The 22521-nt window shown below is 67.5% G+C and carries 27 protein-coding genes; 9 read left to right on the top strand and 18 right to left on the bottom strand.

The features are described from left to right. Window positions 1-33: 33 nt before the first annotated feature. The 9 genes from AC1REK_RS26750 to acnA all read right to left on the bottom strand — a co-directional run bounded on the left by AC1REK_RS26750 (window position 34) and on the right by acnA (window position 8840). A complete protein-coding gene (locus tag AC1REK_RS26750; protein WP_492270787.1) occupies window positions 34-1056 on the bottom strand; it encodes a zinc-binding dehydrogenase in 1023 nt (340 codons plus the stop codon). A 13-nt stretch (window positions 1057-1069) separates the two neighbouring features. Continuing rightward, window positions 1070-1354 carry a type II toxin-antitoxin system RelE/ParE family toxin gene (locus tag AC1REK_RS26745; protein ID WP_327524504.1) on the bottom strand — a complete coding sequence of 95 codons (285 nt, stop codon included), beginning with the start codon at window positions 1352-1354 and terminating at the stop codon, window positions 1070-1072. After that, the gene (locus tag AC1REK_RS26740; RefSeq protein WP_492270786.1) at window positions 1351-1590 is read right to left on the bottom strand and encodes a CopG family ribbon-helix-helix protein; all 240 of its coding nucleotides are present in this window, start codon (window positions 1588-1590) and stop codon (window positions 1351-1353) included. The genes AC1REK_RS26745 and AC1REK_RS26740 overlap by 4 nt, the downstream gene beginning before the upstream one ends. Before the next feature lie 98 nt (window positions 1591-1688). Beyond that, on the bottom strand, window positions 1689-2435 hold the full coding sequence (locus AC1REK_RS26735; protein WP_327524506.1) for an SDR family NAD(P)-dependent oxidoreductase: 747 nt from the start codon (window positions 2433-2435) through the stop codon (window positions 1689-1691). Further along, a complete protein-coding gene (locus AC1REK_RS26730; protein WP_492270785.1) occupies window positions 2432-3715 on the bottom strand; it encodes a beta-ketoacyl-ACP synthase in 1284 nt (427 codons plus the stop codon). Before AC1REK_RS26730 ends, AC1REK_RS26735 begins: the two co-directional genes overlap by 4 nt. A 12-nt stretch (window positions 3716-3727) precedes the next feature. After that, window positions 3728-4858, bottom strand: a complete 1131-nt coding sequence (locus AC1REK_RS26725; RefSeq protein ID WP_492270784.1) for a beta-ketoacyl-ACP synthase — start codon at window positions 4856-4858, stop codon at window positions 3728-3730. 2 nt (window positions 4859-4860) lie between these two features. Then, entirely contained in the window at window positions 4861-5322 is a 462-nt protein-coding gene (locus AC1REK_RS26720) for a 3-hydroxyacyl-ACP dehydratase FabZ family protein (protein ID WP_492270783.1), read from the bottom strand. Between the two features lie 279 nt (window positions 5323-5601). Then, window positions 5602-5883 carry an acyl carrier protein gene (locus AC1REK_RS26715; RefSeq protein ID WP_066473700.1) on the bottom strand — a complete coding sequence of 94 codons (282 nt, stop codon included), beginning with the start codon at window positions 5881-5883 and terminating at the stop codon, window positions 5602-5604. A gap of 257 nt (window positions 5884-6140) precedes the next feature. After that, on the bottom strand, window positions 6141-8840 hold the full coding sequence (gene acnA, locus AC1REK_RS26710; RefSeq protein WP_492270782.1) for an aconitate hydratase AcnA: 2700 nt from the start codon (window positions 8838-8840) through the stop codon (window positions 6141-6143). Between the two features lie 258 nt (window positions 8841-9098). Here acnA and ccmA point away from each other — a divergent pair, with 258 nt between their 5' ends. After that, the gene (gene ccmA / locus AC1REK_RS26705; RefSeq protein WP_492270809.1) at window positions 9099-9695 is read left to right on the top strand and encodes a heme ABC exporter ATP-binding protein CcmA; all 597 of its coding nucleotides are present in this window, start codon (window positions 9099-9101) and stop codon (window positions 9693-9695) included. Continuing rightward, on the top strand, window positions 9692-10360 hold the full coding sequence (gene ccmB, locus AC1REK_RS26700) for a heme exporter protein CcmB (RefSeq protein ID WP_492270781.1): 669 nt from the start codon (window positions 9692-9694) through the stop codon (window positions 10358-10360). Before ccmA ends, ccmB begins: the two co-directional genes overlap by 4 nt. A gap of 21 nt (window positions 10361-10381) precedes the next feature. Here the strand turns inward: ccmB and AC1REK_RS26695 are convergent, their stop codons facing one another. Then, window positions 10382-10594, bottom strand: coding sequence for a hypothetical protein (locus AC1REK_RS26695; protein WP_316019919.1), 213 nt, complete (start codon window positions 10592-10594; stop codon window positions 10382-10384). Between the two features lie 202 nt (window positions 10595-10796). Here AC1REK_RS26695 and AC1REK_RS26690 point away from each other — a divergent pair, with 202 nt between their 5' ends. The 4 genes from AC1REK_RS26690 (at window position 10797) to AC1REK_RS26675 (ending at window position 12673) form a co-directional block, all read left to right on the top strand. Next, window positions 10797-11039 (top strand): hypothetical protein, encoded by a 243-nt coding sequence (locus AC1REK_RS26690; RefSeq protein WP_327524510.1) that lies wholly within the window; start codon window positions 10797-10799, stop codon window positions 11037-11039. Window positions 11040-11145: 106 nt separating this feature from the next. Further along, complete coding sequence (locus AC1REK_RS26685) at window positions 11146-11904, top strand: heme ABC transporter permease (protein ID WP_316019917.1); 759 nt, start codon at window positions 11146-11148, stop codon at window positions 11902-11904. Further along, window positions 11901-12077: a heme exporter protein CcmD gene (gene ccmD / locus AC1REK_RS26680; protein WP_327524511.1), complete on the top strand. Its 177-nt coding sequence runs from the start codon at window positions 11901-11903 to the stop codon at window positions 12075-12077. The genes AC1REK_RS26685 and ccmD overlap by 4 nt, the downstream gene beginning before the upstream one ends. After that, window positions 12074-12673 carry a DsbE family thiol:disulfide interchange protein gene (locus AC1REK_RS26675; protein WP_492270780.1) on the top strand — a complete coding sequence of 200 codons (600 nt, stop codon included), beginning with the start codon at window positions 12074-12076 and terminating at the stop codon, window positions 12671-12673. The genes ccmD and AC1REK_RS26675 overlap by 4 nt, the downstream gene beginning before the upstream one ends. 143 nt (window positions 12674-12816) lie before the next feature. On the opposite strand, the gene purQ is transcribed toward AC1REK_RS26675, so the two are convergent. The 5 genes from purQ to purC all read right to left on the bottom strand — a co-directional run bounded on the left by purQ (window position 12817) and on the right by purC (window position 15721). Then, window positions 12817-13512 carry a phosphoribosylformylglycinamidine synthase subunit PurQ gene (purQ, locus tag AC1REK_RS26670; RefSeq protein WP_492270779.1) on the bottom strand — a complete coding sequence of 232 codons (696 nt, stop codon included), beginning with the start codon at window positions 13510-13512 and terminating at the stop codon, window positions 12817-12819. After that, window positions 13509-14015 (bottom strand): GNAT family N-acetyltransferase, encoded by a 507-nt coding sequence (locus tag AC1REK_RS26665; RefSeq protein WP_492270778.1) that lies wholly within the window; start codon window positions 14013-14015, stop codon window positions 13509-13511. Before AC1REK_RS26665 ends, purQ begins: the two co-directional genes overlap by 4 nt. Further along, window positions 14012-14254, bottom strand: a complete 243-nt coding sequence (purS, locus tag AC1REK_RS26660; RefSeq protein ID WP_316019912.1) for a phosphoribosylformylglycinamidine synthase subunit PurS — start codon at window positions 14252-14254, stop codon at window positions 14012-14014. Before purS ends, AC1REK_RS26665 begins: the two co-directional genes overlap by 4 nt. Before the next feature lie 82 nt (window positions 14255-14336). Further along, window positions 14337-14885: a hypothetical protein gene (locus AC1REK_RS26655; protein WP_492270777.1), complete on the bottom strand. Its 549-nt coding sequence runs from the start codon at window positions 14883-14885 to the stop codon at window positions 14337-14339. Window positions 14886-14926: 41 nt separating this feature from the next. After that, window positions 14927-15721 carry a phosphoribosylaminoimidazolesuccinocarboxamide synthase gene (purC, locus tag AC1REK_RS26650; RefSeq protein WP_066473723.1) on the bottom strand — a complete coding sequence of 265 codons (795 nt, stop codon included), beginning with the start codon at window positions 15719-15721 and terminating at the stop codon, window positions 14927-14929. Between the two features lie 399 nt (window positions 15722-16120). Here purC and AC1REK_RS26645 point away from each other — a divergent pair, with 399 nt between their 5' ends. Further along, a complete protein-coding gene (locus AC1REK_RS26645) occupies window positions 16121-16444 on the top strand; it encodes a DUF1476 domain-containing protein (RefSeq protein ID WP_066473726.1) in 324 nt (107 codons plus the stop codon). A 176-nt stretch (window positions 16445-16620) separates the two neighbouring features. Beyond that, a complete protein-coding gene (locus tag AC1REK_RS26640; RefSeq protein ID WP_316019909.1) occupies window positions 16621-17406 on the top strand; it encodes an HpcH/HpaI aldolase family protein in 786 nt (261 codons plus the stop codon). A 102-nt stretch (window positions 17407-17508) separates the two neighbouring features. On the opposite strand, the gene AC1REK_RS26635 is transcribed toward AC1REK_RS26640, so the two are convergent. Next, window positions 17509-18150: a DNA-3-methyladenine glycosylase family protein gene (locus AC1REK_RS26635; RefSeq protein ID WP_492270776.1), complete on the bottom strand. Its 642-nt coding sequence runs from the start codon at window positions 18148-18150 to the stop codon at window positions 17509-17511. Between the two features lie 90 nt (window positions 18151-18240). Here AC1REK_RS26635 and gluQRS point away from each other — a divergent pair, with 90 nt between their 5' ends. Continuing rightward, on the top strand, window positions 18241-19122 hold the full coding sequence (gene gluQRS, locus AC1REK_RS26630) for a tRNA glutamyl-Q(34) synthetase GluQRS (RefSeq protein ID WP_492270808.1): 882 nt from the start codon (window positions 18241-18243) through the stop codon (window positions 19120-19122). Between the two features lie 35 nt (window positions 19123-19157). Here the strand turns inward: gluQRS and AC1REK_RS26625 are convergent, their stop codons facing one another. After that, window positions 19158-20075, bottom strand: a complete 918-nt coding sequence (locus AC1REK_RS26625) for an AEC family transporter (protein WP_327524519.1) — start codon at window positions 20073-20075, stop codon at window positions 19158-19160. A gap of 31 nt (window positions 20076-20106) precedes the next feature. Continuing rightward, window positions 20107-22140, bottom strand: coding sequence for a peptidoglycan DD-metalloendopeptidase family protein (locus tag AC1REK_RS26620; protein WP_492270775.1), 2034 nt, complete (start codon window positions 22138-22140; stop codon window positions 20107-20109). Window positions 22141-22521: the final 381 nt, after the last annotated feature.

The following is a 22521-nucleotide window of genomic DNA, read 5'->3' as shown; positions in this document are numbered from 1 at the left end:
GCGCGTCAAGTCTCGCCGGCGCATGGGCCGGGCTCAGAGCGTGACGATGACCTTGCCGAAGACCTTGCGGCCCTCGATCCGGGCGAGGCCCTTCTCGAACTCCGCAAGCGGGTAGACCGAGTCGATCACCGGCTTCATGCCGGCTGCCATCTTGTCGAGCGACTGGCTGATGTTCTCCATCCGGCAGCCGAAGGAGCCGAAGATCCGGTATTGCTGCTGGAAGAGCTGCATCAGATTCATCGTGGTCGAGGGGCCAGAAGTGGCGCCGCAGGTGACGAGCCTGCCGCCGCGCTTCAGGCAGAGCAGCGAGCCGTTCCAGGTGTCGGCCCCGACATGCTCGAAGACGACGTCGACGCCCTTGCGCTTGGTGAGCTGGCGGACCTCGCCCTCGAAGCGCTCGGTCTTGTAGTTGACGACGAAATCGGCGCCGAGCGCCTTGGCCTTGGCACCCTTCTCGTCGTCGCCGACCGTGGTGTAGACGGTGCAGCCGATCGCCTTGGCCATCATGATCGCGGCCGTGCCGATGCCGGAGCCGCCGGCATGGACGAGGATCGACTCGCCGGGCTCGAGCCTGGCATTGTCGAACAGCATGTGCTGGACGGTGCCGAAGCCGATCGGCGCGCAGGCGGCCTCCTCGAAACTGACGCCCTTCGGCGCCTTGATGACGAGGCGCTCGGGCCGATTGATGATCTCGCGGGCAAAGCCGTCGATATGGAAGCCCATGATCCCTGCGACGTTCTCGCAGAGATTGTCGCGGCCCTCCCGACAGGCCTTGCAATGGCCGCAGGTCTCGGCGCCGTACATGGTCACCGTGTCGCCCTCGCGGAAGCGCGAGACGCCCTCTCCGATCGCGACGACCTCGCCGGCGGCCTCGACGCCCGCAGCCTGCGGCATCTTGCGCTTGGCGAAAGCCATGCCGCGAAAGCCCCAGAGATCGAGATAGTTCAGGCCGACGGCGCGAACCCGGATCTGGACCTCGCCCGGAGCGGGGGGCGGCGGCGGATCGATCTGCTCGAGACGGAGGTCGCGATCGCCGTGAAGCTGGAGGGAGAGCATGGGGCTTGGTCTTTCAGAACTGGTCCGGCCAGTGCCGGGAGGCATGCAGGGCAGCGAGGATTTCAACGCGTCCGTCGCGAACGCGGTAGGGAAGAATATAAGGCGTACCCGTCACCACGAATTCGCGGGTGCCGTCAACGCGGCCGGAGCGGCCCATATTCGGTTGATCGATCAGCGATCGGGCCTTGGCCTCGATCAGAACCGCGAGCCGCTCCGCTGCCAATGGGCTGTCAGCGGCGACATAGGCGAAGATCGCATCGATCTCCGAGAGAGCCCGCACGGTCCAGAAGAGCCTCACGCCTTGGTCCGGTATCTGGCAAAGACGGCCTCGACTTCCTGTTCGGTGGCAAACGCGCCGCGATCTGCCTCGGCGACGCCTTCCTTGATGCGGGCGATCTGCCAGGCATTGAGCTCGACATAGCTCTCGATCGCCTTGGCAGCGAGCCAGTTGCGGGAGCGGTCGGTGTCTGCCGCCAGCGCGTCGAGCTTGGCGAGGGTTTCGTCGTCGAGGCGGATCGTAAAGGCTGCCGTCATGATGGTTCACTCCGGTTCGGGATGAACATAGGCAGTTCGAGGCGCAGCGCCAAGCGCTGCGCGTTTACCATGTTTCACGTGAAGCGCTGCGGCGAGCTCTAGCGATGGACGCCCATCTGAGCCGTCAGCCCGCCGTCGATCGGCAGAACCGTGCCGGTGATGTAGGCCGCAGGCGGGCTCATCAGGAAAGCGGCGAGACCGGCGACCTCCTCCGGCCTGGCAAAACGGCCGGCCGGGATCTGGCTTTCCATCTTCTCGCGATAGGCGGCATAGGGCGCCATCATGTCGGTGTCGACGAAGCCAGGCGCGATCACGTTGACGGTGACGCCGCGCTTGCCGGTCTCGACCGCGAGCGTGTTGGCATAGGAGATCAGCGCGCCCTTGGAGGCGGCGTAGGCGGCATTGCCGGGGTTGCCGCGCAACGCCGCGACCGAGCCGATCGCGACGATGCGCCCGGCCCTGGCCCGGACCATGCCGCGCACCAGGCTCTTGGCGAGACGCGTGAAGGCCCAGAAATTGACCTGCATCGCCGCCTCGGCCTTGTCCTGCACCATCATCGCGGCAAGCGAATCATAGGGCTGGCCGGCATTGTGGACGAAGCCGAAATAGCCTTCGTCCTCGGCCTTTTCGCAGAAGGCATCCAGCGCCGGCTTGTCCGAGAGATCGAGAGGCAGCGCACGGATCGCGCGGCCGGACTGTGCCTGCGCGATCTCGGCGGCGAGCGCCTGCGCCTGTTCGCCCGAGGAGCGGTAGGTGAAATCGACGTCGTGGCCGGCGCTCGCCAGCGCACGCACGATCGCGGCGCCGACACCTTTGGCGCCGCCGGTGACCAGTATCCGCGTCATGGCGCCTTGGGCTCCGCGGTCAGGACGAGGCAGGTGTTCTGGCCGCCGAAGCCGAACGAATTCGACAGCACGGTGCGCACCTTGGCGTCGCGGGCCTGGTTCGGCACGACGTCGAGCGCGATCGCGGCGTCCGGCTGCTGGTAGTTGATGGTCGGTGGGATCCGGCCATTGGCGATGGTCAGGAGCGAGATCACCGCCTCGACGGCGCCGGCCGCGGTCAGCGTATGTCCGAGCATCGACTTGTTCGAGGAGATCGGCAGGCTGGCCATGCGCTCGCCGAACACGGCCGAGCAGCTCATCGCCTCCATCTTGTCGTTCTCCGGCGTCGAGGTGCCGTGCGCGTTGATGTAGTCGACATCCTCCGGCGTCAGTCCGGCATCGGCGAGTGCGTCCTGCATGGCGAGGATCGCGGGCTTGCCGTCCGGGCTCGAACGGGTGCGGTGGAAGCCGTCGCCGCGCTCGCCGCAGCCGGCGACGATCCCGAGAATGGTCGCGCCGCGGGCCAGAGCGTGGTCATAATCCTCGAGCACCAGCGCGCCGGCGCCCTCGCCCATGACGAAGCCGTCGCGGTTCTTCGAGAATGGCTTGGCGGCTGCTTCCGGCGGATCGTTCTGGGTCGAGAGAGCCGAGAGCAGCGAGAAGCGGATTAGCGCCTCGGCATGAACCGAGCCGTCGGTGCCGATGCACAAGGCAGCCTGCGTCTCGCCGCGGCGGATCGCCTCGACGCCCATCTGGATCGCGGTCGCGCCCGAGGAGCAGGCGGTCGACAGCGAGATCGGCGAGCCCCTGGTGCCGAACTTCTCGGCAATGTGCTCGGCGACGCCGCCGAACAGGAAGAGCTCGTGCATCGCCTTGTATTTGTGGGTCGCGGCGGCGCGCAGCAGCGCGTCGTAATCGGCGTCGCCCTCGATCGTCTGGGAGATCTCCTGCTTCTGCGGCCATTCCATCTCGACTGGCGGCACCGCCATGAAGAGCTCGCCGGGAAAATCGCCGGGCTCGCCGAGCCCGCTCTGGCCGACGGCCTCCTCGGCGGCCAGCGTCGCCAGCTTCTCGGAGAGCTCCGGAGCCGCGAAGGGCCGGTCGAAGACGAAATCGACCGTGGCCGCAATGGTGGTGCGCAGTCCCTCGGTCGGGAAACGCTCGATGCGATGGATGCCGGAGCGGCCGGCGGTCAGCGCTTCCCAGTTGGCGTCCTTGCCCTGGCCGAGCGAGGTGACGAGGCCGAGGCCGGTGACGGCGACGATGGGACGGCCCTGGCTGTCGCGATGGCTAGCGGTCATCTCGAACCTCCCTCACGCCTTGACCAGCCGGGCGGCACCTTCGCCGCGCCAATGGGCGGCGCCGGTGACGATAGCTTCGGCTGCGGCGCCGGTGGACAGGGCGGCGGCGGCGAGCGCCACCGAAACCGGGAAAGCGGCCTCGACCGCATGGCCGACAAGATCGCCGGTGGCGACACGCCTCGCCTTGGGTGCGGCGGCGGCGATGGCGGCGGACTCCTCGGCGGTGATCTCGGCGCAGCCGGTCGCGGCCGACACCGCGAGCGCGCCGGGCGTGACAGCTCCGAAGCCGCCGAGCAACTGATCGAGCCCCTTGGCGACCGAGCCGGGTTGGCGCCGGCTGCGATGCGCGCCGACATGGCTCAGCCGTGCATGGGCATGGGCACCGCGCGCCTTGGCGTGCTCGGCCGATTCCAGCACCAGGAAGGCGGCGGCGCTGCCGGTGATCATGCCGGGTGCATCCTCACGGGCGAATACGGGAGCGAAGCCGCCGGTGCGCAGGAAGCCACCGAGCTCGAAGAGCAGCAGCATGTCGCGGCGCTCGGCGTTGTAGGCGCCGCCGACGAGCATCACCTGCGCCTGGCCGGAGGCGATGCGGGCATGGGCGGTGCGGATCGCGTCGACGCCGGCCTGCTCCTCGCCCATGAAGGTGCGGGAGGCGCCGGTGACGCCGTGGACGATGGCGATGTTGCCGGCGAGCAGATTGGAGAGCTGGGCGAGGAACAGCGTCGGCCTGAGATCGCCCATCAGGCGCTCGTTCAGGAAGGGGCCGGGCTGATTGGCGCCGCGCAGGCCGGTGAGGATCGCACTGTCGACGGCGTGGTCGCGCTCGCCGCCGCCCGCGGCGACAATGACCTGCAGCGAGCTCTTGATCTGCGCATCGTCCTTCAGCCCGGCGGAGTCGAGGGCGAGGCCGGCGGTGTAGACGCCGAGGCGCTGCCACGGCTCCATCTGGCGCTGATCGGATTTCTTCGGGATCTGCCGGTCGAGCTCGAGCGGCTTCAGCGGGTGCATCGGATAGGGCGCGAAGCTGGCCTCGTCGACGATCGGGGCCGTGCTCGCGGCGAGCGCCTGCGCATGCGGCTCGATGCCTTCGCCGAGGCTGGAGGCGAGGCCGATGCCGGTGATGAGGACGTCATGTGCCATGGTCAGGCCGCTTCCGGGTTCAGGCCGATGGCGGCGATGCGCGCCTCCATCAAGGTGCGCATGTCGGCGGGGAAGGGCATCAGGCGGAAGCGCAGCTCGGCATCGCAGATCGGCTTGCCGTCGATCGTGATCTTCGCCTTGGTCGCAGCGTAGCCGGAGCCCTCATGGACGAGCTCGGCGCTGACGTCGAGCACCGCCTGCGGCTCGACGAAGGTGCGGAAGCGCGCCTTGTCGACCATCATCAGGAACGGCATCTGCGAGAGGCGGTTGAGCGCCAGCAGCAGATAGCCGGAGGCCTGGGCCATTGTCTCGGTCAGGAGCACGCCGGGAACCAGCGGATGACCGGGAAAATGGCCTTCGAAGACCGGGCTCGCGGCAGGGACGGTCGAGCGGGTGACGATGCGCTTCTCCGCCGGAACGAAGCTCGCGACCTGATCGATCATGTCGAAATATTCGAGGCGCATGCATTTCCAACCGGTTAGAGCCGGACGCCGTCGGGCGAAGCGCATGGCGTTCGCCCGAGACCGGAACCGTCTCTCATGAATAGAGCTGGAGCGGCATGCGAAAAACCGGTTGCCGCCTTTTCGCATTCCGCTCCAGGCGCCGTGACGCGGAGACCAGCCCCTCGCCGCAGCGCTTCAGCGTCCTGCTCTATCGGTTGCGCCGGCCGCGCTCAAGGCCGCCGGGCGGATCGGCCGCTCCGGCAGGGTGACTATCGGACTGAATTGTCCAGGTGGTGGCGCTCAGGCCGCCTTGGCGGCGACGAGGTCGTCGATGCGCTTGCAGAGGTTCTCGAGCACGAAATACTGCTCGGCGGGCGCCTTGCCCTCGTTGACTTCCTGGGTCCACTGCTCGAGCGGCAGCTTGATGCCGAAAGCCTTGTCGATCGCGAAGGCGATGTCGAGGAAGGCGAGCGAATCGATGCCGAGATCGTCGATGGCGTGGCTCTGGGGCGTGATCTTCTCGCGCGGAATGTCGCAGGTCTCGGAAATGATGCCGGCGACCGTCTCGAACGTGGCGGACATGCGGGTGCTCCCGTCGTTTTCAATGATGAAGGCGGATGGCATCCGGGCGCGGAAAGGTCCCGCGCCTGCCCCAAGCCCCCCGCCGAGGAATGGCTGTGATCGCCCCCTTACACCTCGGTGCAGAATTGGACAACCTTGAGGCGCTGCAAGAACAGAACGCCCGGCTTGCAAACCGGGCGTTCCGAAGGACGGACAAGACGCCGCCAAGTCTTTGCCGCGAAGTCTTCGCCGAGACCTTGCGGCCTCGGCGCTTCGGCTCAGGCAGCGATGCCGCGCAGCACGTAGTGCAGGATGCCGGCGTTCTTGAAGTAGTCGAGCTCGTCCAGCGTATCGATGCGGCAGAGGATCGGCACCTTCTTGACCTTGCCGTCGGCCGAGGTGATCTCGGCTTCGAGCATCTGGCGCGGCTTGACGGTCGCCAGGCCCTTGATGGTCACGGTCTCGTCGCCCTTGAGATCGAGCGAGGCCCAGCTCGTGCCCTCGGCCAGAGTGAACGGCACCACGCCCATGCCGACCAGGTTCGAGCGGTGGATGCGCTCGAAGCTCTGGGCAATCACGGCCTTGACGCCGAGCAGGTTGGTGCCCTTCGCCGCCCAGTCACGCGAGGAGCCGTTGCCGTATTCGACGCCGGCGAAGATCACCAGCGGCACCTTCTCGGCCGCATAGCGCATCGCCGCGTCGTAGATCGGCAGCTCTTCCTTGCTGGGATAGTGGATGGTGTAGCCGCCCTCGCGACCATTCGGCCCCATCATGTGGTTGCGGATGCGGATATTGGCGAAGGTGCCGCGCATCATCACCTCATGGTTGCCGCGCCGCGTGCCGTACTGGTTGAAGTCGGCGACGGCGACGCCGTTGTCCATCAGGTACTTGCCCGCGGGCGAGGCGGCCTTGATCGAACCGGCCGGGGAGATGTGGTCGGTGGTGATCTTGTCGCCGAACAGGCCGAGGATGCGGGCACCCTGGATGTCGGTGACGGCGGCCGGCTTGCGGCTCATGCCCTGGAAATAGGGCGGGTTCTGCACATAGGTCGACTTGTCGTCCCAGGCATAGGTCTGGCTCTTGGGCGCATCCACCGCCTGCCAATGCGCGTCGCCCTTGAAGACGTCGGCATATTTGGCCTCGAACATCGCGCGGGTGACGTTCTGCTGGATGAAGCTCTGGATCTCCTTGTTGGAGGGCCAGATGTCCTTGAGATAGACCGGCTGCCCGTCCTTGCCCGTGCCGAGCGGCTCCTTGGTCAGGTCCATCTGCACCGAGCCGGCGAGCGCATAGGCGACGACCAGCGGCGGCGAGGCGAGGTAGTTCGCCTGCACGTCGGGGGAGACGCGGCCTTCGAAGTTGCGGTTGCCGGAGATCACCGCGCCGGCGATCAGGCCCTGCTCGTTGATCGCCTTGGAGATCGGCGCCGGCAGCGGGCCGGAGTTGCCGATGCAGGTGGTGCAGCCGAAGCCGACGAGGTTGAAGCCGAGCGCGTCGAGATCGGTCTGCAGGCCGGACTTGGCCAGGTACTCGGCGACGACCTGCGAGCCGGGCGCCAGCGAGGTCTTGACCCAGGGCTTCACCGAAAGCCCCTTTTCGACCGCCTTGCGGGCGAGCAGCCCGGCGGCCATCAGCACCGACGGGTTGGAGGTGTTGGTGCAGGAGGTGATGGCGGCGATGACGACGTCACCATGGCCGAGATCGAAGGACTGGCCCTCGACCGGGACGCGGCGGGCGATCTCGGCGGCCTTCTTGTACTCGGTCTCCATTGCGGCGGCGAAGCCGGCCTTGACGGCGGAAAGGTCGACGCGGCCCTCGGGACGCTTCGGACCGGCCATCGAGGGCTGCACCGTCGAGAGGTCGAGCTCGAGCGTGTCGGTGAAGATCGGGTCGGCCGTCTCAGGCGTGGCGAACAGGCCCTGCGCCTTGCTGTAGGCCTCGACCAGGGCGATCCGGTCCGACTTGCGGCCGGTCGTGGTGAGATAGTCGATGGTCTCGGAGTCGACCGGGAAGAAGCCGCAGGTCGCGCCGTATTCCGGGCCCATATTGGCGATGGTGGCGCGGTCGGCCAGCGTCAGATTGTAGAGGCCGGGGCCGAAGAACTCGACGAACTTGCCGACGACGCCCTTCTTGCGCAGCATCTGGGTGACGGTGAGCACGAGGTCGGTCGCGGTGATGCCTTCGCGCAGCGAGCCGGTCAGCTTGAAGCCGATGACTTCGGGCAGCAGCATGGACTGCGGCTGGCCGAGCATCGCGGCTTCCGCCTCGATGCCGCCGACGCCCCAGCCGAGGACGGCCAGGCCGTTGACCATGGTGGTGTGCGAATCGGTGCCGACCACGGTGTCGGGATAGGCGACCTCGACCTCGACGCCGTCGATCGTCTCGTTCCGCGTCCAGACGGTCTGGGCGAGGTATTCAAGGTTGACCTGGTGGCAGATGCCGGTGCCGGGCGGGACGACGCGGAAATTGTCGAAGGCGCCCTGGCCCCATTTCAGGAACTTGTAGCGTTCCTCGTTGCGCTCGTATTCGAGCTCGACGTTCTGCGCGAGCGCCTTGGGGGTGCCGAACTCGTCGACGATCACCGAATGGTCGATGACGAGGTCGACCGGGACGAGCGGGTTGATCTTGGCGGGGTCGCCGCCGAGCGCCACGACGCCGTCGCGCATCGCGGCGAGATCGACGACGGCGGGAACGCCGGTGAAGTCCTGCATCAGCACGCGCGCGGGGCGGAAGCCGATCTCCTTGCCGGCCTTGCCCTTGTCATCGGCCCAGGCGACGAACGCCTCGATATCGGCCTTGGTGACGGAGCGGCCGTCCTCGAAGCGCAGCAGGTTCTCGAGCAGCACCTTCATCGAGAAGGGCAGGCGCGAGATGCCGGGCAGGCCGTTCGCCTCGGCGTCCGGCAGCGAATAATAGGTGTAGGTCTTGCCGCCTGCGGTGAGTGTGCGGCGACATTTGAAAGAATCGAGCGAGGCCATATCGGCTTACATCCTGATCAAGGGGTTGCGGTCGCGAGCCGGAGACCCTTGCGGAATCAGCCGGTCGAAGGCCTATTGCGCATGACGCGCGCGCCGCCCCGGGAGTGCCCGAGCCCCGCGCCGGATCGGCGTGCGGCGTAGCCACGGGTTCTATAGATCAATTCCAAGAAGGCCGCTACAGGGTCGATGCGCGCTCCGCGAGGGCCGGCATGTTCGAGGAAAAGCGCGGGTTTCGTGACGCAGATTTCCCATCAGACCCTGACATTGAGCGCCGAGGGCCTCGTCTGCCGGCGCGGCGGGCGGCTGATCTTCGAGGGCGTCGGCTTCCGGCTCGGCAATGGCGAGGCGCTGGCGCTGACCGGGCGCAACGGCGCCGGCAAGTCGAGCCTGATCGCGATGCTCTGCGGTCGCTTGCGGCCGGAGGCCGGTACGATCCGGCTCGAAGGGCTGGGCGAAACGCCGCTCACCGAGGCGGCCCATCTCGTCGGCCATCGCGACGGGCTGAAGAGTGCGCTGACCGCGACCGAGAATCTTCGCTTTGCCCAGGATCTGCTCGGCGGCGCGGCCGCGACGCCGGACCAGGCGCTGGAAGCGGTCGGCCTCCCGCATGTCGGCGCACTTCCGGTCGGCTATCTCTCTGCCGGGCAGAGGCGGCGCGTGGCGCTGGCCCGGCTTCTCGTCGCGTCACGGCCACTCTGGCTGCTCGACGAGCCGGCGGCGGCGCTCGACGTCAACGCGCAGGCGATGCTGATCGGGCTGATGCAGGCGCATATGGCCGCGGGCGGGGCGATCCTGGCGGCGACGCATGGCCCGCTCGGCATCGATGCCGCGCGCGAACTCAGGATCGGGCCGTGAGACGCGCTTTCCTCGCCGTGCTCAGGCGCGACCTCGCTCTGGCTGCCCGCGCCGGCGGCGGCGGCGAACTCGCGCTGGTCTTCTTCCTGACCGTGGTCGTGCTGATCCCCTTCGCGCTCGGGCCGGACCTCAATCTCTTGTCGCGCATCGGCCCGGCCATCCTCTGGCTGGGCGCGCTGCTCTCGACCCTGATCGGGCTCGACCGGCTGTTCCAGGCCGATGAGGAGGACGGCTCGCTCGAACTGATGCGGGCTTCGCCGCTGCCGCTCGAGCTCGCCGTCTTCGCCAAGGGGCTGGCGCATTGGCTGACCACTGGGCTGCCGCTGGCGCTGGCCGCGCCGTTGCTCGGCCTGCTCGTCGCCTTGCCGGCCGACGCGATCCTGCCCTTGGTCGCGAGCCTCGTTATTGGAACGCCGGCGCTGAGCTTCATCGGCGCTTCGGCAGCAGCGCTGACCGCGAGCCTGCGCCGAGGCGGACTGATCCTGCCGGTGATCGTCGCGCCGCTGACGGTGCCGGTGCTGATCTTCGGCGTCTCGGCGGTCGACGCCGCACGCGGCGGGCCGCTGCCGGCCGGCACGCCGCTGCTGATCCTCGGAGCGATCACGCTTTCTGCGATTGTGGTCGGCAGCATCGCCGCCGCGGCTGCGCTGAGGCAGTCGGACTAGAGCCGCAACGAGGCCCGGCGGTCAGGCGCCGTCGAGTTCGAGCGCGCAACCGCTCTGGGCGCCGAGTTGAGCGACGACGGCGGCGATATCCTCCAGCGCGACATTCTCGCCATTGAAGCGCAACTGAACCTCTTCAGCGACGGCGAAGACGTCGAGGACGCGGGACTCGCCAGCGCGCAGGCGCACGGTCGTCTCGATATCCCGCTGCATGGGGGCGGACAGCTTCATGAGCATGGGAATGCCCTCCTGCCCGCAGGAGTATCCCCCTTTTCCGTGAAAAGCAAGAAAAAATGAGATATTTCAATTAGTTAGTAGATTGCGCCGACGCCGTCATGCCAGCATGACCCGCTGATTCTGCCGATTGCCCTTCTGGTTGCGAAGGGGCATTCTGCACCTATATCGTCAGTTACTCATTCACAGCGTCGCGGGGGGCGCCATGTCGGATCTCGAACGCGGCGAGCGGCTGCAGATCATGCTCAGCGCCGACGAGCTGCGTGCCGTCGAGAACTGGCGCTTCGAGAAGCGCATGCCGAGCCGTGCGGCCGCGGTGCGGGAGCTGCTGCGCCGTGGCCTGCTCGCCGAGGGATTCGCGGTCGCGGGCGAGGGCGTGCGCTCGGGTCGGTTCGGCGTGGTCGACAAGAGTGGCGCCAACGAGTCCCGGGACCAGGAAGAGGACTAGCAGTCGGCCCTAACGTCGCAGCCGCGCCCGCCGGATTGTGGGCCGGGCCGGCGATTGCTACATGCTCTCTGGTCAAAAGAAGAGCATCGTCCTCTAGCGCGAGCCCATGGCAAGCCTGATCGAACTGGCCAATCCGGCGCGCTTCATGCGCCTTTCGAACGTGCTGCTGCCGTGGGTCGCCGGCCTCGCGGCGCTTTTGCTGCTCGTCGGCTTCTATCTCGCCTGGTTCGTCGCGCCGGCCGACTACCAGCAGGGCGAGACCATCCGGATCATGTACCTGCACGTGCCGGCCGCCTGGCTGGCGATGATGTTCTACTCGATGATGGCCTGCTCGGCGCTCGGCGTGCTGATCTGGCGTCATCCGCTCGCCGATGTCGCGCAGCAGGCGGCGGCGCCGATCGGGGCTGCGTTCGCGCTGGTCTGCCTGCTGACCGGTTCGTTCTGGGGCAAGCCGATGTGGGGGACCTACTGGGTCTGGGACGCGCGGCTGACCTCGATGCTGGTGCTGTTCCTGCTCTATCTCGGCGTCATCGCCCTCCGGCGTGCGATCGACGAGCCCTCGCGTGCCGGACGCGCGGTCGCGATCCTGACGCTGGTCGGCAGCGTCAACATCCCGATCATCAAATTCTCGGTCGATTGGTGGAGCACCCTGCACCAGCCGGCCTCGGTGCTGCGGCTCAGTGGCCCGACCATCCATACCTCGATGCTCTGGCCGCTGCTGATCCTCGCCGTCGGCTTCACCCTCGCGGCGCTGTGGCTGCACGCGGTGGCGATGCAGGCGGAGTTGCTGCGCCGGCGGGTGCGGACCCTGAAGATCCTCGAGGCGGAGCGCCTCGACCGGCTTTCCCTGCAGGCGGCGGAATGATCGCGGGACTTGGACCCCATGGCGGCTTCATCCTCGCCGCCTATCTGGCCTCGGGCCTGATCCTCTGCGGCCTCGCCGCCCTGATCCTGCTCGACCGCCGGGCCCAGCGCCGCGCGCTGGCGGCGCTCGAGGAGCAGGGCATCGGCCGCCGCTCCGAACGGAAGACGTCATGAGCGAGACCTCCGCTGAAGCTCCGGCCAGGCGTTCGCCCTGGCTTTTCGCCATACCCCTCATCCTGTTCGGGGCGCTGGCGCTGGTCTTTCTGGCGGGCCTGTTCTCCGGCGATGCCAGCAAGGTGCCCTCGGCGCTGATCGGCAAGCCGGCGCCGGCCGTCACGCTGACCGAGCTGGAAGGGCTGCAGCGCGATGGCAAGCAGGTGCCGGCCTTCGGCATGGCCGACCTCGCCAAGGGCAAGGCCACGATCGTCAACGTCTTCGCCAGCTGGTGCGCGCCTTGCCGGGTCGAGCATCCCTTCCTGGTCGCGATGGGCGAGTCGCCAGCGGTCAAGCAGGGCAAGGTCGTGCTGGTCGGCATGAACTACAAGGACGAGGCCGAGAATGCCCGCCGCTTCCTCGGCGCGCTCGGAAACCCCTATTCGGCCGTCGGGGTCGATCGGCCCGGCCGCGCCGCGATCGAATGGGGCGTCTATGGCGTGCCCGAGACCTTCCTGATCGGCCCGGACGGGCGCATCGTCGACAAGCATGTCGGGGCGCTGACCGGCGAGAGCGCCGCCAAGATGCTGGCGAAGGCTGCCGCGCTGGTGAAGTGAGGGCGCCGGCGCCGTGGTCGGGCTGGACTGCTGAAGCCCGCCTTGAAACGAAAAAAGCTGCGACGGGCGCAGCTTTCTCGAAACACCGGTGTTCATGGGGCGCGGGTCCGTGTCCTCGCTCCCCTGGAGAATGACGCGAGGCGTCAGGCTGCCTTCCGGCCGTTGACCAGGCTCTCGAACATGCCGCGCCCATCGGTGCCGCCGACGAGGCCGTCGATCAGGTTCTCGGGATGAGGCATCAGGCCGAGCACATTGCGGTTCGGCGAGTAGATGCCGGCGATGTGGTTGAGCGAGCCGTTCGGATCCGCCTCGGCCGTGATCTGGCCGTCCGCATCGCAATAGCGGAAGGCGACGAGGCCCTCGCCTTCCAGCCGGGCCAGGGTCTCTGCATCGCAGATGTAGTTGCCTTCGCCATGGGCGATGCAGACATCGATGATCTGCCCCTTGGAATAGGCGGAGGTGAAGGCCGTGTCGTTGCGCTCGACGCGCAGATGCTGGCGCTTGCAGACGAACTTCAGATTGGCGTTGCGGGCGAGCACGCCCGGCAGAAGCCCGGATTCGCAGGCGATCTGGAAGCCGTTGCAGATGCCGAGCACGAGGCCGCCGCGCGCCGCATGGGCCCGGGTCGCGTCCATGATGTGGGCGCGGCCGGCAATGGCGCCGCAGCGCAGATAGTCGCCATAGGAGAAGCCGCCGGGCAGCACGACGAGGTCGGTCCCGGCCGGCAGCTCGTGGTCGCCATGCCAGACATGCGCGACGCTGGCGCCCGCCTGGCGCAGGGCCTTGGCGACGTCGCCGTCGCGGTTCGAGCCGGGGAAGGTGATGACGGCAGCCTTCATGGATTGGCCCTTCTTGACTGGCGGTAGGTCTCGGCACTCATCGTCATGGTCATCACCGTGATGGCCGCGCTGCCGTGCCCCTGCTCCTCACGCCGGCTCTCCTCCCTCATCCCGAAGGAAGAGTAAAGGGCGATGCCGCTTGCATTGTAGGCACGCACGCCCAGCCGCGCACTGCGCGCGCCGAGCTCATCGAAAATCACATGCAGCGCATGGCCGAGCAATTGCCGGCCATGGCCGCGGCGCTGCTCCGCGACGGCGATGCGGCGCACCAGAATGGAGTCGGCCTCGATCGCAACGTCCTGCAGCATGATGAAGCCGGCGATGGCTCCGTCGGCCCTGCGTGCGACGAAATAGCGATGGGTCGGGTCGGCCATGCCGGCGAGGTGTTCCTCCCGACTCCAGCGGCCGACAGTCGCCTCATAGCCGGGCCTGCGCTCGCAGGCCATGATAGCGTCGATGTCGGCCGGCGTCGCCGGTACGATCATCGACGTGCCCAGGCTCACGCCTGCAGCTCGACGCGGTAGTTCTCGATCACCGTATTGGCGAGCAGCTTTTCGCAGGCGGCCTTGAGGGCCTCCTCGGCCACGGCCTTGTCGGCGCCGTCGAGCTCGATGTCGAAGACCTTGCCCTGACGCACCGAGCCGACACCGGCGATGCCGAGGGATTTGAGCGCACCCTCGATGGCCTTGCCCTGCGGATCGAGCACGCCGGTCTTGAGGGTGACGGTGACGCGGGCTTTCATCTTGATCTCCGGTCGGAAGTTTGGCGGTGGCTTAGCCGTGAATCGGCGCCGGCTCAACTCTTTGCTGGTCTTGGACGCTGTCTCAGCGGCTTTCCCAGGTGGCGCGGACATAGTCGCGGGCGGCCTGCGAATCATTGGTGACGGCGATGGCGAGCGAAAGCACCTTGTCCTTGCGGGCATAGAGGATCGCGGTCGAGGCGAGGCGGTGGCCCTCCCTGGCGCGGATCTCGACCAGGATGCCGTTTGTGCCGTCGAGCTTGAAACGAGAGACGGTGGTGGTGCTCGCCGGCTTTGCCACCTTGGCCGGCTTCTTCGTCTTGCTGTCCGCGGGCTTCGAGAAGGCGCGGGCGAGCCGGGCAGGGTCGAGCGCGAGAGCCCGTTCCATCTCGATCGCCTCGCGGCCCTCGAAGTTCAGCAGGGCGGCGACGCCGGGGCGGACGCAGTCCTCAGGCGGGCAATAGACGATCGCCTTCGGGGTGATGCCGTCATTGACGACCCAGCTCTGGATCGGCAGCGGCTCCCAGCCACGGCCGGCGGCGAGCTGGACGAGGCCCGGGCCGAAATGGTCGGCACAGCCGGCGAGTAGCACGAAGGCCAGCGCCAGCGCGCCAAAACGCAAACGGGAGCGCAAGCGCCCCCGTTTCGATGTCGGTTCGTCAGCGATCCCGGCGCTCACTGCACCAGGCGCGGCCCGGCCGGGCCGGTTTTTTCGTTCTCGCCCATGATGCCGAGGCGGCGCGCCACTTCGGTATAGGCCTCGATCAGACCGCCCATGTCGCGGCGGAAACGGTCCTTGTCCATCTTGTCCTTCGACTTGATGTCCCAGAGCCGGCAGGAATCGGGGCTGATCTCATCGGCGACGACGATGCGCATCATGTCGCCTTCCCAGAGGCGGCCGCATTCCATCTTGAAGTCGACGAGGCGGATGCCGGCGCCGAGGAAGAGGCCGGAGAGGAAATCGTTGACGCGGATGGCGAGCGCCATGATGTCGTCGATCTCCTGGGGCGTCGCCCAGCCGAAGGCGGTGATGTGCTCTTCCGAGACCATCGGATCGTTCAGCGCGTCGTTCTTGTAATAGAACTCGATGATCGAGCGCGGCAGCTGCGTGCCTTCCTCGAGGCCGAGCTTGGTCGACAGCGATCCGGCGGCGACGTTACGGACCACGACCTCGAGCGGAATGATCTCGACCTCGCGAATCAGCTGCTCGCGCATGTTCAGCCGGCGGATGAAATGCGTGGGAACGCCGATATCGTTCAGGTTGCTGAAGATGTGCTCGGAGATGCGGTTGTTGAGCACGCCCTTGCCGTCGATCACTTCATGCTTCTTGGCATTGAAGGCGGTCGCGTCATCCTTGAAATGCTGGATCAGCGTGCCAGGCTCCGGTCCTTCATAGAGGACTTTCGCCTTGCCTTCGTAAATGCGACGACGGCGGTTCATCGGGATATACCGTGGCTTGAGGAAATCCAAAGGGTCGGCCTCTCTCTTGTCGCGGTTTCCCGCGGCGGGATCTTGGCCCTGTTCAGCACGCTGTCGCGCAATCCCGTTGCTCTTTCGAGTTCGATCCTGACGCGCCGATCCGGCTGGCTCTCGCGCGCATGTTTCCGAATGGAACTGCCACGCTTCGCGCTATATGGGCCTTTCGCGCTGCAAAGGCAACAAAGGGCGCCGAGCGGCCGCGAAACCCCGGCAGGCGGCCTGTGACGAGCCGCTGCAAGGCTCACGCCAGGAGCCGAGTCCGGCCAGGTTGAGCTACGCCAAGCGGCGGGTGCTCTAGCCGCATCCGCCGGCGCATTCTATATGGCGGGGAAGGCCGATTTAGACCGATCAGCCACGAGCCCCGCGATTCCGGAGAGGAACAGAACCGTCATGGCGACATTCGACCAGCGCAAGGATGCCTTCGAGAACAAGTTCGCGCATGACGAGGAACTGCGCTTCAAGGCGATGGCGCGCCGCAACAAGCTGCTCGGCCTCTGGGCCGCGGAAAAGCTCGGCAAGAGCGGTGCCGACGCCGAAGCCTATGCCAAGTCCGTCGTGCTGGCCGATTTCGAGGAAGCCGGCGACGAGGACGTGGTGCGCAAGGTCAAGGCCGATTTCGCGGCCGGCAATGTCGCAGCCGGCGACACCGAGATCCGCCAGGTCATGCAGGATCTGCTGATCCGCGCGGCCGAAGAGATCCAGGCCGGGCGCTGAGGCGCCTCGCCACGGGGCCGCGCCGGGCAGGCGCGGCTGCCGGTGGGGAAAGGCGCACGATTCGCAAGGCGTCCCCGAGCCGGGCGCATGCCGGATTGTTTGCCTTTGGCCCGCAATTGGGTCCAGTTTCAGCGCGCCGCCGACAATGAGCGGCCGCAACCGGATGAAGCTGCCCGATGACCGCCCCCAAGCCGACCGTGCTCTCCTCGCTCGCAGACCGCCTCGCCAAGGGCGAGACCCTGCTTTCCGCCTGGTGCGGCCTGCCGGATCCGAGCGTTTCCGCGATCCTGGCGCAGGAAGGCTTCGATGCGGTCACGCTCGACATGCAGCACGGCCCGATCACGCTCGGCGAGGTGATCCGGGCGATTCCGCTAATCAACGCCGCCGGCAAGCCGGCTCTGGCGCGCATCGCGGTCGGCGAGTTCCAGAACGTCTCGAAGCTGTTCGATTCCGGCGCCTCCGGCGTGATCGCGCCGATGATCAATACGATCGAGGATGCCCGCCGCCTCGCGGCCTACGCCAAGTACCCGCCGCATGGCGAGCGCAGCTGGGGCAGCTATGGCGGCCTCGGCGCCTCAGGCCTCGACCAGAACGGCTATCTCAGACAGGCCAACGACTTCTCGCTGACCTTCGCGATGATCGAGACCCGTGAAGCGATGGCAATCGTCGACGACATTCTCGCCCTCGACGGGATCGATGCGCTCTTCGTCGGCCCGTCCGACCTGTCGATCGCGCTCTCCGGCGGCGCTTCCGTCAACGCCTCCGCCAAGGAGGTCGACGACGCCGTGCGTCATATCGTGGCCAGGGCCAATGCGGTGAACAAGCCGGTCGCCTTCTATGCGGCGAGCGCCGAGCGCGCCAAGCAGGGCGTCGAGATGGGCGCGCGGCTGGTCACGGTGATGAGCGACACCGGCCTGCTACGTGCGGCGAGCCAGGCGGCGCTCAAGGTCATCAAGGGCTGAGGCCCGACTTCTCCCGCGATTCTTCGAGTCGCGGGAGTGCTTGGCTTTCTGCTTCTCGCATTTTCTTCACGCGAACCGCCGCCCGCTTCGCCCGAAAATGCTCTAGGCGTTGACGCCCTCGCGCGCCTTGAGCGCGGCGTAATAAGCCCAGAGCAAGCGGGCCGCGACGCCGCGCCAGGGCCGCCAGGCTTCAGCGAGGGCGAGCAGTTCGGCCGGCTTCGGCCGGGCCGCCAGCCCGAAAGCGAGCTTCGCGGCCTCCTGCACGGCAAGATCGCCGGCGGCGAAGCCGTCGCGGTGGCCGAGGCAGAACAGCAGATAGACATCGGCCGTCCATGGCCCGATGCCCGAGACGGCGGTCATGTGCTCGTGCACGAATTCGGGCGTCGCCGTTTCCAGCCCGGCGAGGTCGAGGCGACCTTCGGCGATCGCGGCGGCGACCGCCCGCAGGGTCTTCTGCTTTGGCCGCGACAGGCCGGACAGCCGCATCTCCTCGTCGCTCGCGACCAGCACCCGTTCAGGCGTCAGCGGGGCGAGCACGCCTCCCATCCGTGTCCAGACGGCACGGGCGCTGGCGACCGAAAGCTGCTGCGAGACGATGATCGAGGCGAGGCTGGAAAAGCCGCTCTCGCGCCGACGTAGTGGCGGGATGCCGGTGCGGGCGATGATCCGCTCCCAGGCGGGGTCGAGGGCAGCGAGGGCGGCCATGCCCTCTTCGAGATCGGCGTCGCAGGTGATTCTCGGCATGGCGGGGCAATCTATGGTGCAGGTTTGCGCCGATCCTGTCAGGAGGACGCGGGCTTGGCGACGCTCGGCTTCGACCATAGACAGGAGGCGATGGCGAAGTCCCCACCCGTTTTCCGTTTCGCGCCGAGCCCGAACGGGCGGCTGCATCTCGGCCACGCGCTCTCGGCGCTGACCAATGCCCACCTGGCCGCCGCGTTCGGCGGGCGGCTGCTCCTGCGGATCGAGGATATCGACCTCACGCGCTGCCGGCCGGAATTCGAGCAGGGAATCCATGACGATCTCGCCTGGCTCGGCCTGCATTTCGACGGCATAGCCCGCCGCCAATCCGAGCACTTTGACGATTATCGCCGGGCGTTGGACCGGCTCGACGCGATGGGGCTGATCTATCCCTGCTTCTGTTCGCGGCAGGATGTGAAGAGCGCTGTTCGACGGCGCGAAGCCGAAACCGGCGAGCCCTGGCCGCGCGATCCCGATGGCGCGCCGCTCTATCCCGGAAGCTGTCGCGGCCTCTCCGAAGAGGAGCGGCACCGGCGGGTGGCGGCCGGCGAGCCGCATCTGCTGCGCCTCGCCATGGATCGCGCGCTCGCATGTGCGGGCGCGGATCTGTCCTATGCCGTCTTCGATGCCGAGGGTGGGGAACGCCGCGTCGCCGTGGATCCGATGCGCTGGGGCGATGTCGTGCTCGCTCGCAAGGATACGCCGACGAGCTATCACCTCTCCGTCGTCGTCGACGATGCGCTGCAGGGCATAAGCCATGTCGTGCGCGGCCGCGATCTCGAGGCGGCGACCGATATCCATGTCGTCCTGCAGCGCCTGCTCGGCCTGCCGACGCCCCTCTACCATTTCCACCCGCTCTTGGCCGACGAGACCGGCCAGAAGCTGGCGAAGAGCCGAATGTCGCCGGGCCTCGCCGATCTGCGGGCGCAAGGGATGACGCCTGCCGAGATTCGGGGGCAGCTCGGTTTCACGTGAATCGCTGATCGCCGAATCGGCGGACCAGCCGCGGCTCAGCCGGCACCGAGCCAGGTCAGCCAGCCTATGGTGGTGAACAGCGAGAGCGCCGTCGACAAGGCGATGGCGCTCGAAGCGTCGGCCATGCCCTGGCGGTAGCGCTCGGCGAAGAGATAGGCGTTGATCCCGCAGGGACAGGCGGCGAACAGCACCGCGACGCCGGCCCAGACCGGCGGCATGTCGAAGACCTTTGTCGCCAGCACCAGCACGATCAGCGGGTGGATGATCAGCTTGAGCGTGCTCAGCACGACCGGCAGGCCGATGCCGGAGGCCAGGCCATAGCGGCGCAACGCGATGCCGAGGCTGATCAGCGCGCAGGGCACGGCTGTCGCGGCGAGCAGGTCGACGATCGTCCAGAAGGGCGTCGGTACGTATTCGACGACGGGCCTCGTGGCGGCGCCGAGCAGGATGCCGAGAATCAGCGGATGCGTGAACAGGCGCCGGATCAGCAGGCCGAAGGAGGCGGTGCGGCCCTCGGCCAGCAGGGTGGCGACCGTCATGGTCACCGGCAGATGGATGACGAGCAGCAGGCCGAGCGGCACCGCGCCGGCATCGCCATAGGCCTTCAGGATCATCGGGATGCCGACGAAGACAGTGTTCGACTGGGCGGCGGCGAAGCCCGAGACGACGAGCTCGGGACCCTTGCGTCCGAAGACGCGGCTCGCGACCAGTTGGGCGGCGATCCATACGATGGCGAGCCCGCTGAAATAGGAGATCCAGTAGCCCCAGGGCTGGGCCGCGGGAATTGCGGCAGTCGCCAGCGTCTTGAACAGCAGGCAGGGTACGGCGAGGACGAAGACGAAATCGGAGAGGCCTTCGCCGGTGCTCTCGCGCAGGAGCCTGGTCCAGCGCGCGCCATAGCCGAGCGCGATCAGGCCGAAGACGGGCAGGACGGTCAGTAGCGATGTGAGCATCGGACCTCGGGCTCCGGCGCGGAACGGGGGCCTAGCGCGCCTGCGCGGTCTGACCCCCGGCTCGGACGATCAGTCCTTGAATCTCGTCGCGCTGGCGGTTGAACTCGACGAGAGTGCGGCCGTCGAGCTCGCGGCCGCGCGGTACCTTGATCTTCATCGGGTTGACGAAGTTGCCGTTGACCATGACCTCGTAGTGCAGGTGTGGGCCGGTCGAGAGGCCGGTATTGCCGAGGAAGCCGATCACCTGGCCCTGGCGAACCTTGACGCCGGGCGCGATGCCCTTGGCGAAGGCCGACTGGTGCGAATAGCTGGTGACGTAGCCGTTGGAGTGCTGGATTTCGATGCGCCGGCCGTAGCCCGAATCCCATTCCGCCTTGATGATCGTGCCGTTGCCGGCCGCGAGGATCGGCGTGCCGATCTTGTTCGCCCAGTCGACGCCGGTGTGCATCTTCGAATAGCGCATGATCGGGTGGTAGCGCATGCCGAAGCCGGAGCGCATCTCGGCATCGCTGATCGGCTTGCGCAGCAGGAACTTCTTCAGCGAGCGGCCTTCCGGGTCGAAATAGTCGATCAGCCCATCCTCGGGCGCCTGGAACCGATAAACCTGCCGCGTCTCGCCGCCGACGGTCAGAGAGGCCGAGAGGATCTCCGGGCGCTCGCCCTCGTCCTCGTCGGTGAAAATGACCTCGAGGCTGTCGCCGCCGCGCACGCGCTGCTGGAAATCGAGATCATAGGAGAAGATGCGGACGAGCTCGTCGATCAGGGCCCGCGGCAGGTCGTGGCGCAGGCCGGTCTCGTAGAGGCTCTCATAGAGGCGGGCGCCGGTGCCGCCGCTCTCCTCTTCCTCGTCCTCCTCGTCGTCATTGCCCGACTGGGCCTTCTGCTGCGGGCTGAGCGGCTCGGCCTTGGGCAGGGCGACCGGCGTGAAGACGCCCTTGTCGTTGACGGCGACCATGGCGGCGGGCCGGCCGTTTTCGAGCAGGGAGACGCGGACGATCTGGCGGCCGTCGCCCGGCCGCGGCCCGGGCGCGAACAGGGCCTGCAGCACCTGGCCTTCCGGCAGGGCCGCGACCTTCACCTTGCCGCCGAAGGCGTTGATCATCGAGACGATCTGGTCGCGATTGGCGCCGGCATTGCGGACCACCGTCTCGAAATTCTCGCCGCGGCGCGTGATCAGCAGCTTCTCTTCGACCTGCGGCTCGCGCGTCGCGGCGATCGGCGCCTTCAACGCGTTGGTGACGTTCTCCGGGACGACGCGGACCTCGATGCCGGAGAAGGAGGTGTCGGTCGCCGGCGCGTAGCCGAGCAGATCGCCGGTCGTCGCAGCCGCGGCACCCTGGCCAAGCGTGCGGCTGAGCATCAGCTGCGGCGGAATCGGCAGCGCGGCCCGGCGGTCGCTGGCGGCGAGGTTGGCACGCTCCTCCTCCATCTGGGCGATCACGTCGGCGTCGCTCAGATTGGCCTTGGTCGCCTGGATGGTCAGCTCGGCGAGGTCCCGCTTGGTGATCGAGACGTCGGCATCGGGCAGTTCCGTCACCGGCTCGGCGTAGCGCTCGCTGCCGGGCGCGCCCTCGGCGAAGAGCCGGAGCGGATTGAAGGGCGGAATGTTGGTGGCGTAGACGCCGGTGGTCAGCGAGAGATTCGAGGCGAGGCGCACATAGGGGCGCACCTTGATCACCTCGCGGTCGCCGACGCGCTGGGACATCGGCGCGCGGGCGGTGTGCCTCGCCGAAGCGATCGGTTGCTCGGCGACGAGCTTGTCGCCCTTGCGCGCGCCGCCGCCTGCGCCCGTCACCTGGCGAGCGGTCACCGTTTCCGGACGCTCGGCAAAACTGGTGTCGCCGCGCATGGCCACGAGAATCGCCCCACCGAGCAGCGCCGCGCCGCAGGAGCCGACGAGCATGCAGGCTGAAAGCCAGCGCAGCGAGACGCCGCGCCGGTCGAGCCCGGCAGGGGATACGCCTGCGGGCTGGATCGGCGGATCGATGCCGAGATCGACGAGCAGCGCTGCCGCCTCGGGCGTCAGCGGTTCGTGCGGCAATCTCAGTTCGGGGGGGGCGTTCATGTGGTGAGCTTGGCCGAGTCCATTGATCGCCCGACGGGCTGGTGCCGCAGGCGGCAGGTTCTCCTAGAAACCGGAACGAACATGCCTTCCTCGCGCGTGGGAATCAAATCTAACCCACGAGAGCGGACGTGCAGTCGCGCGCGAAAGGGGGATTGAAGGGGGAATGCGGCCCTTTGCGGGCGGGAGCTTCCAGACCGGCCAGCGGCGGGCCTTTTTGGCGAGTTCGCGCGGGCCGGGGCGGCCGTTCGCCGAAAATTTTCGCCGAAGCCTTTGATTATCTGAAGCTATTTTGCCCGGGATGTTTTCTGTCTAAAAAGCTTCACGAAGGCAGTTGACACCCGGAAGCGGTTCCTCCTATAAAGCGGCCATCGAGACGGCGAC

This window comes from Allobosea sp. GW823-FHT02B03 (assembly GCF_058797755.1).
The sequence above is the reverse complement of the archived record's forward strand: the minus strand, read 5'-3'. Positions and strand labels throughout refer to the sequence as shown.

Bases quoted from the DNA above. Each gene is read 5' to 3' on its own strand.
- AC1REK_RS26620 (WP_492270775.1), bottom strand. From the start codon at position 22,140: ATGAACGCCCCCCCCGAACTGAGATTGCCGCACGAACCGCTGACGCCC.
- AC1REK_RS26635 (WP_492270776.1), bottom strand. From the start codon at position 18,150: ATGCCGAGAATCACCTGCGACGCCGATCTCGAAGAGGGCATGGCCGCC.
- AC1REK_RS26695 (WP_316019919.1), bottom strand. From the start codon at position 10,594: ATGCTCATGAAGCTGTCCGCCCCCATGCAGCGGGATATCGAGACGACC.
- AC1REK_RS26750 (WP_492270787.1), bottom strand. From the start codon at position 1,056: ATGCTCTCCCTCCAGCTTCACGGCGATCGCGACCTCCGTCTCGAGCAG.
- AC1REK_RS26675 (WP_492270780.1), top strand. From the start codon at position 12,074: ATGAGCGAGACCTCCGCTGAAGCTCCGGCCAGGCGTTCGCCCTGGCTT.
- gluQRS (WP_492270808.1), top strand. From the start codon at position 18,241: ATGGCGAAGTCCCCACCCGTTTTCCGTTTCGCGCCGAGCCCGAACGGG.
- AC1REK_RS26625 (WP_327524519.1), bottom strand. From the start codon at position 20,075: ATGCTCACATCGCTACTGACCGTCCTGCCCGTCTTCGGCCTGATCGCG.
- AC1REK_RS26640 (WP_316019909.1), top strand. From the start codon at position 16,621: ATGACCGCCCCCAAGCCGACCGTGCTCTCCTCGCTCGCAGACCGCCTC.
- AC1REK_RS26685 (WP_316019917.1), top strand. From the start codon at position 11,146: ATGGCAAGCCTGATCGAACTGGCCAATCCGGCGCGCTTCATGCGCCTT.
- purQ (WP_492270779.1), bottom strand. From the start codon at position 13,512: ATGAAGGCTGCCGTCATCACCTTCCCCGGCTCGAACCGCGACGGCGAC.
- AC1REK_RS26720 (WP_492270783.1), bottom strand. From the start codon at position 5,322: ATGCGCCTCGAATATTTCGACATGATCGATCAGGTCGCGAGCTTCGTT.
- AC1REK_RS26730 (WP_492270785.1), bottom strand. From the start codon at position 3,715: ATGACCGCTAGCCATCGCGACAGCCAGGGCCGTCCCATCGTCGCCGTC.
- AC1REK_RS26690 (WP_327524510.1), top strand. From the start codon at position 10,797: ATGTCGGATCTCGAACGCGGCGAGCGGCTGCAGATCATGCTCAGCGCC.
- AC1REK_RS26735 (WP_327524506.1), bottom strand. From the start codon at position 2,435: ATGACGCGGATACTGGTCACCGGCGGCGCCAAAGGTGTCGGCGCCGCG.
- AC1REK_RS26740 (WP_492270786.1), bottom strand. From the start codon at position 1,590: ATGACGGCAGCCTTTACGATCCGCCTCGACGACGAAACCCTCGCCAAG.
- AC1REK_RS26725 (WP_492270784.1), bottom strand. From the start codon at position 4,858: ATGGCACATGACGTCCTCATCACCGGCATCGGCCTCGCCTCCAGCCTC.
- ccmD (WP_327524511.1), top strand. From the start codon at position 11,901: ATGATCGCGGGACTTGGACCCCATGGCGGCTTCATCCTCGCCGCCTAT.
- acnA (WP_492270782.1), bottom strand. From the start codon at position 8,840: ATGGCCTCGCTCGATTCTTTCAAATGTCGCCGCACACTCACCGCAGGC.
- purS (WP_316019912.1), bottom strand. From the start codon at position 14,254: ATGAAAGCCCGCGTCACCGTCACCCTCAAGACCGGCGTGCTCGATCCG.
- AC1REK_RS26645 (WP_066473726.1), top strand. From the start codon at position 16,121: ATGGCGACATTCGACCAGCGCAAGGATGCCTTCGAGAACAAGTTCGCG.
- AC1REK_RS26715 (WP_066473700.1), bottom strand. From the start codon at position 5,883: ATGTCCGCCACGTTCGAGACGGTCGCCGGCATCATTTCCGAGACCTGC.